Genomic DNA, 20312 nt, shown 5'->3' on the forward strand with positions numbered 1-20312 from the left:
ATAATCGCCCCCGGACCCCCGTATTAATGAACGAATGAAACAGAAATGGAATTATATGGGTAGCGCCAATTTCAATCCCCCGATAAACGATCTGTTGATCGTCCGGCATAAAATGGTCTTTCATCTGCTTTCAGTGGCTTTATTGCTGCTCGGTCTGAACAATTTCTTGGTATTTCACGCCATTGTCGAGTTCGTCATCTGCCTTGTCGGATTGATCTTGTCCGTCATCGCCTGGAATACTTTCCATTTTTCACGCAACATCGTGCTGGTTCATCTGGCTACCGGTTTTGTCTGGATTGTAGCTCTGGAGTTGCTGCACATCCTGGCCCACAAAGGCATGAATCTCCTCTCATCGGAGACCGTTCCGTTCCCCTCCTCCCAGATATGGGTCACCGCCCGGTTCGAGGAATCTCTCCTCTATCTGGTGGCCTTTCGCTTTGCCCATCGATTTTCGTCGAGGCAGATCAGCCTGGCACTGGGGGTACTGACGGGAGCGGCGCTTTTCCTGATTTTCACGGGGCATTTTCCATCCACTTTCCGGGAACCGGAGGGATTAACCTCATTCAAGATTTTCAGCGAATACGCCATCATCGCTGTTTTTCTGAGCAGTATCGTGGCGCTTCAACCGGAACGGTCCCCCCTGGACCCTTTTCAGAGTCGACTGCTGCAGCTGTCCATTCTGGGGGCTGTTCTGGCCGAAATCTTTTTCACCTTGTACAAGAGTCCATCCGACCTTTTCGGTATCGTTGGACACCTGGTCAAGCTGCTCTCGGTATGGATACTTTTCGAAGCCGTGGTGCTCGATTTGCTGCGTCGGCCATTCCAGAACCTGGCCAAAGGTGCGTCGACCTTCGAGTCGATGCCTCATCCGGTGGTTCTGGTAAATCAGCAGGGGCGGATCCTTCAGGCCAATCGCGAAGCCAAACGACTGGCCCGACGAGGCCCGGAGGTGATCGGAGCCTCCTGTCACGATCTGTTTCACTCCCTGGGCGACACGTTTGAAAATTGTCCGGTGTGCCGCCTCATCGCCACAGATACCTATTGCAGCTCGATGGAGGTGCAGACAGAACCCGGACAGTGGCGCTCCTTCTCCATCGGCGGTTTATCCCCGGACAGCGACACCTTCGGCCTGGTCCATGTCATCAGGGACATCTCGATACAGAAACAGGCGGAATCCTCCCTGGAAGAGTCCATTCAGCTCAATGAGCAGATCATCCGATGCGTCAACGAGGGCATCATCGTTTGTGGACACGATTTGCGCTACAAGGTATGGAACCCCTTCATGGAACGTTTGAGCGGCGTTAAAGCGCACGATATTCTTGGAAACGATGTTTTGGAAATGTTTCCATTCCTCGAACCGACATCCGTCATGGGGAACATTCGGTCCGCCCTGGCTGGAGAGTACCCCTCCCCAAGCGAGTTCAGCATTGAATACCCCCCGGCTTCGGGAACATTCCTTTGGATCATCGACTCCTGCTATCCCTTGCTGGATTGCAACGGCAGCATCATTGGCGCAATCAGCACCGTTCGAGACGTCACCTCCCAAAAGAAGGCGGAACAGGCCCTGTGCAGCAGCCAGAAACGCAACAACTGGCTGGCCACCATCTTTTCCGAATCCCAGGATCTCCTTTCCGTGGTGGGGCGGGATTTCACCTTCCTGGCGGTCAACGATCAGTATGAACGATTGCTGCAAAAACCCAGAGAAGCCATCGAAGGGCGCTGCCTGAAGGATTTTCTGGGGGAGGAGGTATTCGAATCCGTGATCCAGCCGCGATGGCAACAAGTATTGGCTGGAGAGACCGTGCGATATCAAAACCCCTTTGTATTCCCCTCCGGGGACAGAAAATGGATGGACGTTATTCTACAGCCTTTCAGGGAATACGAGGAGGAGGTTTCCGGTATCGTGGTGCATGCCCGGGACATTACCCAAGCCAAATCCATGGAACAAATCCTCGCCGAAACCCATGAGTTCATAGCCACCTTGATCGTCAACGCCCCCATCGGGGTCATGGCCTTCCAGGAAGATGGCTTCTGCGTGCTGTGCAACCCGGCGGCATCCCAGAGCTTGGGACGAGACATGACTAAAATTTTGCACCGTAACTGGAAAAAGATACTACCTCTGTACGGCCACATCGACTTCGTGCGCCACGCGGAAACGACCCTGGCCACCAAGAAGTCGCACTACGGCGAATACTCAATCGTTAATTTCAAGAATGAAAATGTCGTGTTGGAAATGTATCTGGACGTCTTCGAATCGGCGGCCAAACCTCACCTTCTGGTGATCACCCGGGACGTCACCTCCCGCATCGAAGCCCAGGAACAGCTGATAAATTCGGAAGATCGCCTGCGCACCATTCTGGAAAGCATTCATGACGGCATTCTGGAGGTGAACACCGAAGGGCGGCTGGTATTCTGCAACCGTTCTGCGGAAACCATGCTGGGCTGGAGCAGGGAAGAGCTGCTGCAGCGGAAACTGCACACGCTCATACATCACAGCCGGCCGGATGGTACACCTTACGCCTCCGAGGAGTGCGCTATCCTGGAAATGGCAAGGAGCGGGCAATCCGGGGTTGGGGGAAAAGACTATTTCTGGCGAAAGGATGGTGGTTATTTTCCCGTGGAGTACTCCAGCATGCCCCGCTACCACGTGGGAGAGCCGAACGGTGCGGTAGTAACCTTCCGTGATATATCGGCCCACCTGAAAGCGGAAGAGGAGCGGCGGCTGAACAACGAACAGGCCCTTCAGGCCGCTCAGATGGCCACGGTTGGCTTGATGTCGGCGGGAATCGCCCATGAGATCAACAATCCCAACAACACGATCTCGCTCAACGCCAACCTCCTGCGAGGCATATGGAACGATGCCCAGTTGATTCTTGAGGAGTATTACACCGAACACGGCAACTATTCCCTGGGAGGGCTGCCCTACAGCGAAATGCGCCATGCCATTCCCGGGTTGGTGGCAGCCATTATGGACAATTCGCGGCGCATTGGTCACATTGTCGATAATATGAAATATTTGACCCGAAAAGGAGAGGGCAGCCGCTTGGATCCTTTGAATTTGAATCACCTGGCCGAACATTCGGTATCGCTTTTGCAGAACCAGATTTCCAAACGTACCGGCCGTTTCACCTTTACCCCATTCCCCGGCAAATTGCTGATCTTAGGCAATTCACAGCAGTTGGAGCAGGTATTCGTCAACCTTATTTTGAATGCCTTGCAATCGTTGAAACGCACGGAGTGCGGCGTCTTCCTCAGCTTGCACCGGGATGAAACGACGGACGAAGCGGTGGTTCTGCTACAGGACGAAGGCAGCGGGATCGACCCGGAGGTGAGGCCCCGTATCGGCGAGCCGTTCGTCAGCTCTCGCCGGAACGAAGGTGGCATGGGGTTGGGTCTTTTCCTTTGCCGCCGCATTTTGGAGCACCACAAAGCCAGAATGGACTTCTCCTCCTCCGATACCCATTTCGGCACGACAGTCACCTTGCGATTTCCGGGTTTACCGAATCGGTCAGGCGAAAGTGAGACATAATTCATGGCAAATTTGGTATATCCTTATATCGTAATTGTCGACGACGACGACGATATTTCAAATAGCGTGGCCCTCTTGCTGCGCCGTAGCGGGCTGGAGCCCGTCTGCATGCTGAGCGATGGCAGACAGTTGATGAACCGAATCGCGATCGACGGGGCTTCCGTCATTCTTCTGGACTTGAACATGCCGTTCATCAAAGGGGAAGTGCTTTTAACGGAACTTGTTTCGCACCACCCGGAGATACCTGTCATTGTCATGACGGCTGTAAATGATCTTGAGACTGCCGTTGAATGCATGAAACGGGGAGCGAACGATTACCTGCTGAAGCCTCTGGAAGAGGGAAAACTGCTGGCGGCGGTGCGTAACGCCCAAGAGGTGTTCGCCTTACGAACCGAGCTGAACAATCTCAAAGGTTATCTTTTGGGCCAGGAGCTGCGCCGCCCGGAAGCCTTCGCCCACATTCTGACCCGTTCTTCCCACATGGTGGCCATTTTCAAATACATGGAAGCCATTTCCCTGTCGAAGGAGCCCCTGTTGATTCTGGGGGAGACGGGAACAGGCAAGGAGCTTTTCGCCAAGGCCTTTCACCACCTGCGAGGCACCGAGGGCCCGTTCGTTCCGGTAAACGTGGCCGGTTTGGACGACCACATGTTTGCCGATACCTTGTTCGGCCATCGCAAGGGAGCCTTCACGGGGGCGGATCAGAGTCGGGAAGGCCTGGTAGCAAGGGCCGCAGGCGGCATTCTCTTTCTGGATGAACTCGGGGATCTATCGGAAAGCAGTCAGGTCAAGCTGTTACGCCTGTTGCAGGAACGCAAGTACGAACCCCTGGGCTCCGATCTCTCCCGCAACGCCGACATCACCGTGGTGGCGGCGACCAATCGGGATTTGAAACAACGCCTTCGGGACGGCAAGTTCCGTCTGGACCTCTATTACCGACTGGCCACCCATGCCATTCACCTGCCGCCGTTGCGAGATCGCCACGACGACCTGCCCCTCCTGTTGAACCATTTCGTGGAGGAGGCGGCCCGGCAGTTGGGAAAACCTTTGCCGACCCTGCCGACCGAGGTTCTTTCCCTTCTGAAGGCGCGGCCCTTTCCCGGCAATGTCCGCGAATTGCGGGCCATGGCCTTCGATGCGGTGGCTCGCCACGATAAGGGGGTCATGCCGGTGCGCCTTTTCCGGGAGGACCCGGACGGGCCCGGTCCGACGGCGGCCGTTGACGTGGGGGAAAGGCCCCTGATGACCTGGCCCGAGGGGGATTCCCCCCCAACCTTGCAGGCTGCTGAAGAGTTTCTCATTGCCCATGCCATGGAAAAATCCGGCGGCAACCAGGGCGTGGCGGCAACGATGCTCGGTCTCTCGCGCCAGGCGCTCAATCAACGTCTTCAACGCCGACAAAACCGGCCACGATAGTCCCCTCCCCTCCTTGCGAGCGACCCATTGCCCGGAATCGCCGGGAACCGACCGGGAGGGCCACCCCGACAAAACCTCTGCAACGAAGCTTTCACCTCCGCATATCCTTTGCAGGGCTCCCAAATCCGCTTCAATCCAGTTAATCCTTCCAGGAAACCTGGCTGCAATACCTTCAAACGTTGCAGGGGTTTCTTGGGAAAATGGCCTACATCCAGGGCAAAATGGACCGTTTTCCGGCAATATTTCCCCAATAACAGGACTGGCCCGTCAATTGCTTGACTAGGATTATGTCAAGCCAAGATGCCGTACAGCAGGTGTCATCATTTTCATGACACCTCATCGTCATTTTATCTTCCCTTTTCGACTGACAGGGCTGTCATGCGGGAGAACGATACAAAGCACCACTTGCTTCGTCCGCAGTCCCAAAAAGTCGGCTGGAAAAGATCGAAATGAACCGGTTCGGTACCATGGCTTTGGATATTTTCCCAGCAAATGGAATTGTAAAGGAACGGCCATGAGCATGGAATCGAGTGAAAAGGATCCCATTTTGTTGCTGCCGGACGAAGCGTATATCGGTAACGAGCCTGATTTTATCATCACCACCCTTGACGCATGCATCTCCGTAACCCTGCATCACCCCCGATCCGGTACCGGCGCCATTGTCCACAGTCGCCTGCCCACGGATCCCCATCGGGAAGAACGGCTCCTCCTGCCCGCACTCGGGTTGCCGTTTGGCCGCGACGGCCACTGCTTCCGCTACATCGACTCCTCCATCAACCGATTGGTGAGGATCTTTCGCGCCTTCGGCATCAAAACGGAGGAGATTCTCGCCGGAATTTACGGCGGAGCCACCTTGCGGTGCCACGAGGTGGAAATGACCTCCCTCGGGCAGAAAAACGTGGCCGCCGCCATGGATTGGCTGAATAAATATCACATCGTCATCGACCGCCAGGAAACCGGAGGCAACATGAGCCGCCGCATCGAGTTCAACGTCGTTTCCGGCGAGGTGCGCGTTTCCCCTCTGGAGTCGTAATTCCCCTTACCGGAGACCTTCAACCCTCACCGGGGGGACTCCCCCCGGTAATTCATTCCAGCAACCGGGAGCGACACTACCTGCAGTCGGCACCGATCCGACCATGGCGTTGTAATACTGCTGTACACGACAGAGGCACCGCATCGCATAAAATTATCAGACGGATATTTTTCGTGTGGGTCGAGTTGGTCGCGCGCCGGAGCCGACACGAGGAATGGCCTCCGAAAGGAGGTGAAAATGGATTTTCAACCTGTTATTATCATTGGGAAAGGAAACTCGTACATGGCCATGAAATGACCTCCGCCGTTTTGAGGAAGAGGCCCCTCTTGCCATTCTCCAGCCATTTAACGGAAAATGATATTCGAGTGAAAAGAGCCAATAGAATATCTCTGGTTCTTTCCGTTTTGCAAAGAATGGTGCCAATTTTTCGGGATCGGAGTTACCTGCCACCGTTAGCGATGTCTCCTTGGCATCGAACCCCTGAAGGATTCGATGAAAATGACCGGATTTCATGAAGAGGCCTGGAGACCGCTCCCTGTTCCCGCGCCTGTTTCGTGTCGATTCCTGCCGGTACGGCCCAGGGATGCCGAATGGTCCCCAATGAAAGCTTAATAAGATGAGTGAAATTATAAATCATTCCAAGTTTGTTAAACTCTTTTTTGTTTTGGTATTGATCATTCCTCTGATCGCTCTTACAATCGTAAAAATCAACACCCCGGAAATCCGGCAGAACGCCTTCGCCAGTCTCAGCGCCATCGCCTTGCTGCAGTCGGAACAGATTCAAAACTGGCTGGACGAGAGGCAAACCGACCTGGAATTCCTCAGTGCCGACAAGGAGTTCGTCCGTCAGGCGGAAGAACTGGTTCTGGTCGGCTCGGACCAGGCCCGCGCCGTTGTGAGCCACCGATTGGAAACCTACAGCAGCTCGGCTTACTATCAGACAGCGGCCCTGGTGAATTCATCCGGAGAGGTGGTGGTCTCGGCTGGAAGTGGCGGTGAGGGAAGCTCCGCATTCACCCGGACCTGGTTTCAGCGGGCCATCAAAAGAGGGTATTGCATTCGCAGCGACCTTTACCGGGACGCCTCGGGGGAGATCTTTCTCGACTACGTCCTGCCGCTGCCGCGCAGCAATGATCAGGAAGCCGTGGCAGCCCTGGTTCTGCGCGTTCCCGCAGACCGTTTCCTGCTCTCCGTCACCCGGAACTGGCCCACCCTCAGTTCCAGCGCCGAAACCCTGCTGGTGCGCAAGGAGGGGGACCATGTCGTGTTTCTGAACGAACTGCGCCACCAATCCCACACCGCCCTGGACCTCAAGATCTCCCTGGACCATGTCACTCTCCCCGCCGTGGCGGCCGTACTCAGCGGCAAGCCGCACGTCATCGAGGGTGTGGACTATCGCGGCATTCCGGTGTTCGCGGCCACCCGTCCCATCGAAGGTTCCCCCTGGTATCTGGTGGCCAAGATCGATCGCGAAGAGGTTATGGCCCCGCTCAACGAACTGATCTTCTGGGTGAGTCTGCTGGCCTTCATCGCGGTGATCGTCATCGCCATCGTCATCTGGTTTCTGTGGCATCAGATACTGCTGACCCAGAAGGTGGAACTGGACATCCGGAAAGAGGAACAGCTTCGGGAAGGGGAGCGAAAATACCGCCGCCTGCACGAAACCATGCGGGACGCCTACCTCATGGTGGACATGCGCGGCCGCATCGTCGACTTCAATCAGGCCTTCCGGGAGATGCTGGGCTATACCGACGAGGAGCTGCGCAGGCTGAAGAGGGAGGATCTGACCCCCGCCAAATGGCACGAAGCCGATGCCCGCATCATCCAGGAGGAGATTCTGCCTTTCGACCGGTCCCGGGTGTACGAAAAAGAGTACCTCCGCAAGGACGGCAGCGTCTTCCCCGTGGAGTTGCGGGGCTTTCTGCTGCGGGACGCCAAGGAACAGCCCGAGGCCATCTGGGCCATCGTGCGGGATATCACCGATCGCAAACAGGCTGAAAAGCAGTTGCAACGGGCCAAGGAAGAGGCCGAAAGCGCCAACCGGGCCAAAGCCACCTTTCTGGCCGCCATGAGCCACGAGATTCGCACCCCGATGAACGGGGTGCTGGGCATGACGGATCTGATCCGGAAAACCGACCTGACGGAGAAACAACACCATTACATCAGCACCATATACCGCTCGGGACACACCCTGCTGCGCATCATCAACGATATCCTGGATCTCTCCAAGATCCAGGCCGGCCGTCTGAGCCTTGAGCTGTTCCGCTTCGAACTGGACGAGGTGCTGCAGGATATCGGCAACCTGTTCGTGGAACAGGCCGCCGAAAAGAAGCTCTCCTTCGGGGTCCACCTGGCACCGACGGTACCGGTACATCTTCTCGGAGATCCCTACCGACTCAACCAGATTCTGTTCAACCTGCTGGGCAACGCGGTCAAATTCACCGATTCAGGGCGCATCGACCTGAGTGTGGAGATGCAAGAGGACCGGGAATCGGACGTTTTGTTGCGCTTTTGCGTGGCCGACACGGGCAAGGGCATGTCGCCGTCCTTTCAACGCCATCTCTTCGACGCCTTTTCCCAGGAAGATCCCTCGATCGCCCGCCGTTACGGCGGAACGGGCCTGGGGCTGGCCATCGCCCGACAACTGGTGCTTCGGATGGATGGCGACATGTGGGTGGAGAGCGCTCCCGGTCAGGGCTCGATTTTCCGCTTCACGGTGCGCTTCGGCAAACAACAGCCGGGAGACCGGCGGGAAATCGCCGCCTGGCAGAGTGCCCAACAGCTTCTCAGTCCGGAAAATCTGCACTTCGAGGGACATGTCCTGCTGGCGGAGGATAATCCGGTCAATCAGGACATGGCGGTGGCCAATCTGGAGCTGTTCGGCTGCAAGGTCAGCGTGGTGGCCAACGGCGAAGAGGCTCTCCAACGGGCAAAGCAGGCCGATCCCCCCTTCGAGGCCATCTTCATGGACTGCGAGATGCCGGTATTGGATGGTTTCGAAGCGACCCGCCGTCTGCGCCGCTGGGAGGAGGAGGAGGACAAGCCGGCTCTGCCCATTATCGCCCTGACGGCCCACGTCCTGGAAGAGTGTCGTCAGCAGTGTATCGACGCCGGGATGGACGACTTTCTGCAGAAACCGTTCAATCAGGAGGAGCTGGCCACGGTTCTGCGCCGCTGGCTGATGCCGACGCGCCTTCCGGCAGATCCGACCTTTCCGTCGACACCGGACCCCGCCATGCCAACCCGTTTGAAGGCGTTGGACCAGGGAGGGCATCCGGGTTCGTTCGGCGAGATGGCCAATGCGCACCGCCTGCCCCCGTGGCTGGCCGAACAGGAAGGCTCCGGGATCGGAATCTCCCCGGACCCGGAGGCCCGGACGGAGGAATTTCCCCGATCGGCAGCCATCGACTGGGCCAGGGGTCTGGCACAATGGCCAAAGGCCGAGGCCTATCACAACGCTCTGAAGAGTTTCGCCAAACACCACGCCGGGGATGGCGCACGGATTCGGGAGGCCTTGATCAGCGGGCGGACCCAGCTGGCCAAAAGCCTGGCCCACTCCCTGAAAGGGGCTGCCGGAAGCCTGGCGGCGACGCTACTGGAAGAGAGGGCCGCCGAATTGGAGAAAGCCTTGCGTTATCCGAAGGGGGATGCCCAACCCCTGCTCTCTCCGCTGGAAGCCGCCCTGGCGGAAGTCGAGGCGGTCTGCAAACGCCTGTCCGCCCCCGTCGCGGCGGCAACACCCCCGCCCTCCCCGGAAAACGCGAGCCAGCGTCGCCAGGATCTGGTTCGCATGGCGGAAGCCCTGAGCCGGGGGGACGTGATCACCGCCGAGGAACTTCTGGCTGGCGTGGCGCCCTGGCTGGCGGGCACGGTTCACCAAATGGCGGTGGACCTGCTGACGGAACAGGTGGACGCCATCGACTGCGCCGAGGCGCTCAACACGCTGCACAACCTGATGCACGCTCTGGGGGACGAGCCGCATGGCCATGACGCCTGACAAACCGACCCTCCTCCTGGTCGACGACGAAGCGACCAACCTCAAACTGCTGAGGGAGATCCTCTGCCACGACTACAACCTGTCGTTTGCCCGCAACGGCCGGGAGATGTTGCATCACGCCCTGCTGGAGCCCGATTTGATCTTGTTGGATGTCATGATGCCGGATATGGACGGCTACCAGGCCTGTCTGCGATTGAAGGAGAACCCGGCCACCCGCGATATTCCGGTCATTTTCGTCACGGCCTGCTGCCAGGTTGCCGACGAAGTCCACGGCTTCGAAGTGGGCGCCGTGGACTACATCACCAAACCGGTGCAATCCCCCATCGTGCTGGCCCGGGTCAAAACCCATCTGGCCCTGCGCCAGGCCCGGGAGGTCATCGCCCGGCAGAGCCGGGAGATCCGGAAACAGAACGAGGCCCTGCAGGAGGCCGCCCGACTGCGCGACGACGTGGAACAGATCGTCCGGCATGACCTGAAAGGCCCCCTGAACGCCATCGTCGGTATTCCGGGACTCCTGATGGAGGAGCTGGTCCTGAACGAGGATCAAAAAGAGTACCTGCGCACCATCGAGGAGAGCGGCTACCGGTTACTGAACATGATCAACCTTTCCCACGACCTTTACAAAATGGAGCGCGGCCTCTATACCCTGCACCCCCGACCTCTGGACATCCTCAGAACTATACAGGTTGTAATAAAAGAATTTCGTGATTTTATCCATGGCAAAGAACTCTCGGTTGTCATCACTCTTGACGGGAAGGTTCTCACGGCAACGGATATCTTTCTTGTTTCCGGTGAAAAACTTCTCTACCACTCGATGTTATCCAATCTACTGAAAAACGCCCTCGAAGCCTCCCCTGAAGGGGAGACGGTGACGGTCGCTTTCGAACGGGGCGAACGTCCGGTAATGCGCATCCGCAACCGGGGTAGCGTGCCATTGGAAATCCGCGAACATTTTTTTGAAAAATTCGTCACCGCCGGCAAATGCCAGGGCACGGGTCTGGGCACCTATTCCGCCCGACTCATCGCAACGACATCGGGAAACGAGATCCAACTGGATACTTCCCTGGAAGGGGAGACCTCCATCGTGGTCCGGTTTTGAAAAACCAAACCCGTTGGAGCCCCGGGACACACGGAGAGCAGGGTCGATGAACCATTACGGAAGGAACCAAATGAGCGACTCTTCCAGCGGTTTCAAACTGGTGGGCCTGTTTCTGGGACTCCTGCTGATCGTGCCTCTGGTCGCCATCAGCATCATCCACCTGAACCGACCCGAAATCCGCCAGACGGCCTTCGACAATCTGCAGGCCATCGCCTCCCTGAAAGCGGATCAAATCCAGAGTTGGCTGGCCGAACGGGATACCGATCTGGCATTCCTCGCTGCGGACACGGAATTTCTCCGCCATGTGGAGCGTCTGCTCTCCGACAACGCACCGGACTCCCGCGCCATCGTGCTGGAGCGGATGGAACTCTACAGTCATTCTAAAAATTATCACGCAGCCTATCTGATCGATACAAAAGGCGCCATCCTGGCTGCCGCCGGGAAGAGCCCCCTGGAGAAGACCTACGAGTTCCCCGACCTCCTGCCTCAGGCCCTGCAAGACCGGAAAGCCATTCGCAGCGACCTGCATCGCAACAGCAGCGGAGAGATCCACTTCGATTACATTCTGCCCCTGCTCCGACCGAACGGCGCCGAACCGCTGGCTCTTCTGGCGCTGCAGATTCCGGCGGACCCGTTCCTCTTCCCCCTGATCCAAACCTGGCCCACCCCCAGCCCCAGCGCCGAAACCCTGCTGGTGCGCCGGGAAGGCGGAAACGTCCTCTTTCTCAACGAGCTGCGCCATCAACACAACACGGCGCTCGCCATGTCGCAGCCCCTCGACCGGGTCAACAGCCCGCACGTGCGCAGCGTTCTGTCCACCACGCCGCAACAGATCGAGGGGCCGGACTATCGGGGCATCACCGTGTTCGCCGCCACCCATCCCATCGAAGGCACTCCCTGGTCCCTGGTCGCCGAGGTTGATCGCCGGGAAGTCATGGCCCCCCTCACCCGGCTGGTCTACTGGGTCAGCATTCTGGCCTTTCTCGCCGTGTGCATCATCTCGATCTTCATCTGGCTGCTGTGGCGCCAGATACTCCTCACCCAGCGACTGGAGCTGACCGCCAGGGCGGACGCACTGCTGCGGGAGAGCGAAAGCCGCTATCGCCGTCTCCACGACTCCATGCGCGATGCCTACGTCATGGTGGACATGACCGGCAACATCATCGATTTCAACGACTCGTTTCGAGAGATGGTGGGCTATTCCGCAGACGAACTGAAAACGATGAACCGCTTCGACCTGACCCCCCCGCCATGGCAGGAACAGGACGCCCGCATCATCGCGGAAGAGGTTCTGCCTTTCGGCAAATCCCCGGTGTATGAAAAGGAGTATATCCGCAAGGATGGCAGCGTCTTTCCGGCGGAGATCCGCATCTTCCTGCTGCGGGCTGCCAACGGCCGACCCGAAGCCATGTGGGGCATCGTGCGCGATATCACCGAACGCAAACAGGCGGAGGAGAGTCTGCGTCTGGCCAAGGAGGCCGCCGAATCCGCCAACCGGGCCAAGGCGGCCTTTCTCGCCGCCATGAGCCACGAGATCCGCACCCCCATGAACGGGGTTCTGGGCATGGCCGACCTGATTCTGCGCACCTCCCTGACCCCGCAGCAGCGCCACTACGTCCAGACCATCCACCGCTCCGGACGCATTCTGTTACGCATCATCAACGACATTCTGGATCTTTCCAAAATCCAGGCGGGACGCCTGTCCCTGGAATTGTATCGCTTCGAACTGAACGACGTGATGCGAGACATCGACAGCATTTTCCAGGACCAGGCATCGGAGAAGGGCCTGGATTTTTCCATTCGCATCGGCGAGGAGGTGCCCCTGCATCTGCTCGGGGATCCCTTCCGACTCAACCAGATTCTGTTCAACCTGGTGGGCAACGCCATCAAGTTCACCGAACGGGGCTCTGTGGGGGTGACGGTGGAAACCCGGGAGGAGCGGGAAGCGGATACCCTGCTGCTGTTTTGCGTCACCGACACGGGCATCGGCATGTCCGAAGCCTTTCAGGGCCATCTGTTCGAAGCCTTCGCCCAGGAAAACGCCTCCATTTCCCGCAAGTTCGGAGGCACCGGCCTGGGTTTGACCATCACCCGACAGTTGGTTGACATGATGGACGGCACACTGATGGTGGAAAGCCTTTTGGGCCGGGGCTCCTCCTTCCGCTTCACCGCCCGGTTCGGCAAACAACAGCGGGGCGACCGGACGGAGATGGCTGCCTGGCAGGCCGTCAATCAGAACATCTCGTTGGATTCCAGCCAATTTCACGGCCGGATCCTGCTCGTGGAGGACAACCTGGTCAACCAGGATGTGGCGGTGGCCACCCTGGAACTCTTCGGCTGCCGGGTGAGCGTGGCCCACAACGGCCAGCAGGCGTTGCACGCCCTGCAGGAGGCGGTTCCCCCCTTCGATCTGCTCTTCATGGACTGCGAGATGCCGATTCTGGACGGTTACGAAACCACCCGCCGCCTGCGCCGTTGGGAAGAGGAGCGGAGCCGCCCCCGCATCCCCGTGGTGGCCCTGACGGCCCACGTCCTCGACGAAAGCCGGCAGAAGTGCTTCGAAGCCGGCATGGACGACTATCTGCAAAAGCCTTTCAGTCAGGCCCATCTGGGAACCATTCTGCGCCGCTGGTTGTCCGTACCGGTGATAACCACCGCGCCGGAGGCAACCGCGGCGCCCGCTTCACAGGAGATGCCCCCCATTCCGGTGGTGGACCCGGTTGCCCTGGGTCGTATTCGGGAGCTTTCCGCCAAAGGCGCCACGGACCTTTTCAAGCGAATGGTCGACCACTATTTCGCCCGCACTCCGGAGTTGCTGGCCGATCTGCGACAGGCCCTGGAGCGTTGCGACCCGGAAGGGGTGCGGGTGGCGGCCCACACCCTGAAATCCTCCAGCCTGACCATCGGCGCGGCCCGTCTGGCCGAAATCGGGCGGGCCATGGAGAGGGATCATGCCGATTTGGAACGGGTCTCCAACCATTTCCGCCTGGGTGACAACCTGTTGGCGGAGTTCCGCCAGGCCTTGCGCGATTACGACGCCGCCGAGCGGAACGATCTCGCGCCACCCGACATCGACCCGGCTCCCCGGTCTGAATCCCCCGGAGGGGAATGAACGCCATGGCCGTGAAAAAACAGCTCCTCGCCTCCACAACCCGCCAGGGGACATGGCGCAAGCCGGTCCGCCTCGGACTGATGTGCCCTCTGAGCGGACTGGTCAAGATCTACGGGCCGGAAGTCGCCCTCGCCGCCCGCATTGCCACCGCCGAGGTCAACGAAAAAGGCGGCATCCTGGGTCGACCGCTGGAACTGATCATCGAAGACGATGGCAGTCTGCCCCAAAGCGCGGTTCCAGCCGCCGAAAAGCTCATCGAGTACCACGGCTGCGTGGCCCTGATCGGCAATCTGCTCTCCAACGCCCGCATCGCCGTGGCCTATCGGGTAGCGGAACCCCGCGGCATTCCCCTGCTCAACTTCTCGTTCTACGAAGGCAGCATTCTCAGCCGCTATTTTTTCCACTTCGCCGCCCTGCCCAATCAGCAGATTCACCCCATGATCCCCTACATGACGGAAAAATATGGGGGAAAAATGTATTTTGCCGGAAACAACTACGAATGGCCCCGTGGCTCGATCGACGAGGCCAAACGCCTGCTGAGCCTCTCCGGAGGGGAAATCGCCGGGGAAGAGTACCTGCCCATCGGCGTGGACAAGGAGAAGATCGACGAACTTTTGCAACGGGTGGCCCGATCAGAGGCGGAAGTCTTCATGCCCTTTTTCGCCGGCGCGGATCAGATGTGGCTGCTGACCCGCTTCGCGGAAATGGGGCTGAAAAAACGCATGGCCGTCGTCATGGGCCATTTCGACGAAATGATGGCCAGCCAGCTCACCGCCGGGACGCGCCAGGGCCTCTATTCCGTCAATACCTACTTCATGAGCGTGGCGACCAAGGCGAACCGGCGCTATCTGCGGCGGCTGCTCACCCAACCCGGTATCAGCGACCTCTGGCCTCCGGGCAACGGCATTCTCACCAATTTCGGCGAGGGCGCCTACCTGTGCGTCAAGGCCTTTGCCAGGGCCGCGAACCGGGCCGGCTGCCTGGAGACGGAAGAGATCGTCAGATCCCTGGAACGACTGACCGTCTCCAGCCCCCAGGGTAGCGTGCGCATGGACCCGGCCACTCACCATGCCACGGTCAACACCTATCTGGCCCGTTGCAACGCTGAAGGGCGGTTCGACATCGTCAAGAGTTTCGGCGCGGTCCCACCCCGCATGCCGGACCGCTACGGCCACCTGCGCATCGATACCCGAGCCGCCAGGGAGGAGGATATCCGCCTGCAATCCCGCATGATGGAGTACATGACCGAAGGCGTCTGCCTGGTGCGGGCCGGCAACGGTCTGATCGTCCTGTGCAACCGGGGCCTGGAAAAGATGCTTTCCCGAACCCGCGACGAGATCGTCGGAGCTCCGGTGACCAGATTCATCGCTCCGGGCAACATTCCGTCCGACAACACCTTCAAGATAAAATTCACCGTTCCGGGCCATATCCAACACGACACCACATTCAATCGGGTCAATACGGCTCTCTATCAGAAAGGCTATTGGGACGGCGAAATCCAGGTTCTGAAAAAGGACGACAGCCCCCTCTGGTGTTCCGTCTCCATCAACACCATCACCCACGCCGAACACGGCGAGGTGTGGATGGCGGTTCTGCAGGACATCTCCGCCCGCAAACAGGCCGAAGAGGAGCTGCGCCGCTACCAGGCGGACCTGGAACAGACGGTACACAACCGCACCGCCCAGCTGGAAGAGGCTCTCCAGGCCGCCAAGGAGGGAGCCCGCTCCAAGGAGACCTTCCTGGTCAACATGAGCCACGAAATCCGCACCCCCATGAACGGGGTGCTGGGCATGGCGGAACTGATTTTGAGAACCCCCCTGACCGATCAGCAACGTCACTTCGTGGCGACCATCCACCGCTCCGGTCGCACCCTGCTGCGCATCATCAACGATGTGCTGGACCTGTCCAAAATCCACGCGGGTCACCTCACCCTGGAACTGTTCCGCTTCGACCTCCGGGATATCCTTCAGGATATCCGGGACATATTCACCAAGCAGGCCCTCTACAAAGGACTGAGTTTCACCAGCCACCTGGATGAAGCGGTGCCCGTGCATCTGATCGGCGACCCCTACCGCTTCTGCCAGATTCTGTACAACCTGGTGGGCAACGCCCTGAAATTCACCGAAAAGGGCCGCATCGACCTGTCCGTGGCCATTCAGGAAGAGCGGGATGCCGATGTGCTGCTGCGTTTTCGCGTCAACGATACGGGCATCGGCATCTCCCCCGAGTTCCAGCGGCTGCTGTTTCGCGCCTTCTCCCAGGCCGATCCCTCCGTGGCCCGCCAGTACGGAGGCACCGGTCTGGGTCTGGTGATCTCCCGCAATCTGGTGGACCTGATGGATGGAGAGCTTTGGGTGGAAAGCACCCTGGGGGAAGGATCGACCTTCTGGTTCACGGTGCGTTTTGGCAAACAGCGGGAGGGTGACCGTCGGGAGATCGCCGACTGGCAGGCGCGAGAGGTGCCCGATACGGCGGACAATATCCGTTTTGAGGCCCGCATCCTGCTGGTGGAAGACAATCTGGTCAACCAGGAGGTGGCCCAGGCCAGCCTGGAGGCCTTCGGCTGCCGGGTGACGGCGAGCACCAACGGCCATCGGGCGCTGGAAATCCTGGAGTCGGAGACCACACCGTTCGACGCGATCTTCATGGACTGTGAAATGCCTTTGCTGGATGGGTTCGAAACCACCCGCCGCATTCGCCGCTGGGAGGAGAGGACGGCGCGGAGGCGCACCCCCATTATCGCCCTCACCGCCCATGTGCTGAACGACAGCCGACTGCGTTGTCTGGAATCCGGCATGGACGACTATCTGCAAAAACCCTTTTCCCAAGCCGGTCTGGGCGGGACGTTGCGTCGCTGGCTGCCTTCGTTTAGCATCAACGAAACCTTTGCGGAGACGGTGGAGACGGATCGGCTCGTGGCCGAGGAGAGCCCTTCCGGCCCGGAGAGCGGTGACGATCTCTCGCGCCATCCCGTTCTGGATGCGGAGACGGTGGGCCGCAACACGGACCTGGCCCGCAAGGCTCGCCCCGGCCTGCTGGACAAGATGGTGGGCCATTACCTGGAACGCACCCCGGCCCTGCTGGCCGAGTTGCAGCAGGCTCTGCGAACCGAAGACGCCGAAGGCATCCGGGTGGCCGGCCACACCCTGAAATCTTCCAGCCTGACCATGGGCGCCGTCCGGCTCGCGGAGCTGGGGCGGCTCCTGGAAGCCGATCACCGCGACATGAGCCGCGTCGCCCGTCTCCTCCCCGAAGCCGCTCACCTGTTCGAGGAGGTCCGGGAAGCGCTGACCGAACTATTGACCACCTATCAGGCAGGAGAACCCCATGAGTGAGCCAGTGGATGCCTTGCAAAGTCCACTGATCCTGATTGTCGACGATGAACTGTTCCAGCGTCTGCCCATGCGGGAAGCCCTGGAACAGGACGGTTACCGGGTGATGGAAGCCCAGGACGGGCAACAGGCCTGGGAGATGATCGGGCAGGAGCGGCCCGATCTGGTGATTTCGGACGTGGTGATGCCCCGGATGGACGGCTTCGGATTGTGTCGGCAGCTGCGCCGGGAGGCCGGCATGACCCATCTGCCCATCGTGATGGTGACCTCGCTGGATGATCTGGCCACCATCGACCACGCCTATCAGGAAGGCGCCACGGATTTCATCACCAAACCGGTCAATTGGGGTTTGCTGGGACATCGGGTGCGGTATGTCCTGCGCGCCGCGCGCACCGCCCAGGCCCTGGCCGACCGGGAGATGGATCTGCTGCGTACCCGCATGGAGATCATCCGCCGCCTGGGACAGGCTTCGGAATACCGGGACAACGAAACCGGGCTGCACATCGTGCGCATGAGCCATTACGCCGCCCTGATCGGTCGCGCCTGCGGGCTTTCCGTCGCTGATCAGGTGCTGCTGCTGCAAGCCGCGCCCATGCACGACGTGGGCAAGATCGGTATACCCGACCGCATTCTGCTCAAACCGGGCCGATTGACGGGCGAAGAGTTCACCATCATGAAAACCCACACCCTCTTCGGTGGGAAGCTGATGGACAACGAACCCTCGCTGCTGCTGCGAACCGCCCATACCATCGCCCTCACCCATCATGAACGCTGGGACGGCAAGGGCTACCCCTACGGATTGACCGAGGAGTCCATTCCCCTCATGGGGCGCATCTGCAGTCTGGCGGACGTCTTCGACGCTTTGACCTCCAAACGCCCCTACAAGGAGGCCTGGAGCGTGGATCAGGCGGTGGCTGAAATCCGGGGCGGCTCCGGCAGACTCTTCGACCCGCGACTGGTGTCGGCTTTCCTGGAGGTGCTGCCCGAAATCGAGGCGATCATGCAGGCCAATCCGGATACGGTTTCGCCCGAGGCGAGGCGGTCCGATGTCGGGAGCGCACCATGGCCACCATCCTGATCGTCGACGACGATCCCTCCACCCGGCTCTTTCTGGAAGCCCTTCTCCTTCAGGAAGGGCACCGGGTCATCGAGGCCGAAAACGGCGAGGAGGCCCTGACCCGTCTGGAACAGACGGGATGCGACCTGGTCCTGATGGACATTCAAATGCCCGTCATGGACGGCTATGTGGCCACCCGTCGGATCAAAGCCCGGAGCCAGGGCGATGCCCTGCCCATCCTCTTTCTGACCTCGGTGCAGACCGATCGGGAGCTGGCCCGCTGTCTGGAATGCGGGGGCGACGATTTCCTCAACAAACCACCCAACCCCATCATTCTCAAGGCGCGCATTCAAGCCTGGCTGCAGCGGGCCGATCTGGCCAACCAACTGGCCAGGGATCGTCAGGATGTGGAAAAGGTCATACTCAAAATGCGCCGCGACGACCAGTTCGACCTCAGCGGTCTCCGGGTGCTGATGACTCCACTGGAAAAGACCAACGGGGACATCGTGCTTTCCGCCCGGCGCAGCGACGGGGTACACTACCTCATGGTGGGAGATTTTACCGGACATGGCCTGGCGGCGGCCATCTGCGGACCACTGGTGGCCGACATCTTCTACCGTCTGACCCATCAGGCGGTGGCGTTGGGGGAGATCCTGCAGCAAATCAACGAAACCATCTTCCGTCGCCTGCCGGTGGACATGTTTCTGGTGGCGGCGTTCGTGGAGCTGGATCGGGCCAAACGGCGGATGCGGGTTTGGAACGCCGCTCTGCCGCCCGTAACTGTGGTGTGTTCCGGTCGGACCGTGGCCCGCCTGGCCTCGACCTTGCCTCCCCTCGGCATCAAGGGAGGCATGGCGGTCGATACCTCTGGTGCGACATACACCTTGACGGGAGAGGAGCGGATCTATCTGTTTTCCGACGGCAGCGTGGAAACCCGCTCTCCGGACGGTGGCTTTTTTGGCGCGGAGCGGTTGGAAGCTTTTCTGGAAAGTCTCTCCACTTCCGGAGCCGGGTTGGAATCACTGTTGCCGAACTTGGCGACATTTCGCTGTGAGGGGGAACAGTCAGACGATATAACTCTGGTGGAAATGAAACTCTAAACATATCAGCCTGGGAGAGTGCGATGATCATTACGAATGAGTTCAATAATTTTGTAACAATACGCCTGCCGGCCGAATTCAATTTCAAACTGCACCGGGAATTCCGGGAAGCCTACCTTCATCGCCCTCCCGGATTGACCTACGAACTCGATTTCCGGGATGTCGTTGCCTTCGACAGTGCCGCCATGGGCATGATGCTGCTGATGCGCAACCACTGCGGAGACGAAAATGCTAAAATTCATTTGATCAATTTCAGCGACAAGATACTCAAAATGCTTGAAATTGCTCATTTCAACATCTTTTTTATAATGGGAAAATGATTTTAATGTATATTGACTCTTGCCCCCGTGAAACGAATATGTGGGATGGGTGAGAAGCCTGAGAAGATATTAGTTAAACCTGGCTGTGTTGCCACGTTCCCCCGGCATCCGTTTTTTGACCGCCGGCAGCGGGAGAAATGCTCATATCAATCTGAATATGCTATATTTTCCAACAAGATGCATCCGTCCTGAAAATCGCGGGAACATTTTCCAAACAAGACGGGGAAATTGGCAACACGGGGAAACGGAAAAACTTCCAAAATTCGGATCCGGCCCGCAAGAAGGCTATTGAAAAATATCCTCGATTGTATTGGCGC

At 59.0% G+C, this 20312-nt stretch carries 10 protein-coding genes; all 10 read left to right on the top strand.

The annotated features are described in order from the left end of the window. Positions 1-55 precede the first annotated feature (55 nt). The 10 genes from HQL56_09135 to HQL56_09180 all read left to right on the top strand — a co-directional run bounded on the left by HQL56_09135 (position 56) and on the right by HQL56_09180 (position 19995). Complete coding sequence (locus HQL56_09135) at positions 56-3529, top strand: PAS domain S-box protein (GenBank protein ID MBF0309677.1); 3474 nt, start codon at positions 56-58, stop codon at positions 3527-3529. A gap of 3 nt (positions 3530-3532) precedes the next feature. After that, positions 3533-4945: a sigma-54-dependent Fis family transcriptional regulator gene (locus HQL56_09140; GenBank protein MBF0309678.1), complete on the top strand. Its 1413-nt coding sequence runs from the start codon at positions 3533-3535 to the stop codon at positions 4943-4945. 514 nt (positions 4946-5459) lie between these two features. Beyond that, positions 5460-5978, top strand: coding sequence for a chemotaxis protein CheD (locus HQL56_09145; GenBank protein ID MBF0309679.1), 519 nt, complete (start codon positions 5460-5462; stop codon positions 5976-5978). Between the two features lie 670 nt (positions 5979-6648). Further along, the gene (locus HQL56_09150; protein MBF0309680.1) at positions 6649-9975 is read left to right on the top strand and encodes a PAS domain S-box protein; all 3327 of its coding nucleotides are present in this window, start codon (positions 6649-6651) and stop codon (positions 9973-9975) included. Further along, positions 9959-11074, top strand: coding sequence for a hybrid sensor histidine kinase/response regulator (locus HQL56_09155; protein MBF0309681.1), 1116 nt, complete (start codon positions 9959-9961; stop codon positions 11072-11074). The genes HQL56_09150 and HQL56_09155 overlap by 17 nt, the downstream gene beginning before the upstream one ends. Positions 11075-11144: 70 nt before the next feature. After that, on the top strand, positions 11145-14186 hold the full coding sequence (locus HQL56_09160; protein ID MBF0309682.1) for a PAS domain S-box protein: 3042 nt from the start codon (positions 11145-11147) through the stop codon (positions 14184-14186). 5 nt (positions 14187-14191) lie between these two features. Next, entirely contained in the window at positions 14192-17521 is a 3330-nt protein-coding gene (locus tag HQL56_09165) for an ABC transporter substrate-binding protein (GenBank protein MBF0309683.1), read from the top strand. Next, positions 17514-18596: a response regulator gene (locus HQL56_09170; protein ID MBF0309684.1), complete on the top strand. Its 1083-nt coding sequence runs from the start codon at positions 17514-17516 to the stop codon at positions 18594-18596. The genes HQL56_09165 and HQL56_09170 overlap by 8 nt, the downstream gene beginning before the upstream one ends. After that, the gene (locus HQL56_09175; GenBank protein MBF0309685.1) at positions 18581-19675 is read left to right on the top strand and encodes a fused response regulator/phosphatase; all 1095 of its coding nucleotides are present in this window, start codon (positions 18581-18583) and stop codon (positions 19673-19675) included. The genes HQL56_09170 and HQL56_09175 overlap by 16 nt, the downstream gene beginning before the upstream one ends. A gap of 23 nt (positions 19676-19698) precedes the next feature. Next, the gene (locus HQL56_09180) at positions 19699-19995 is read left to right on the top strand and encodes an STAS domain-containing protein (GenBank protein ID MBF0309686.1); all 297 of its coding nucleotides are present in this window, start codon (positions 19699-19701) and stop codon (positions 19993-19995) included. The last annotated feature ends 317 nt before the right edge of the window (positions 19996-20312 follow it).

This window comes from Magnetococcales bacterium (genome assembly GCA_015231925.1).
GTDB lineage: Bacteria > Pseudomonadota > Magnetococcia > Magnetococcales > JADGAQ01 > JADGAQ01.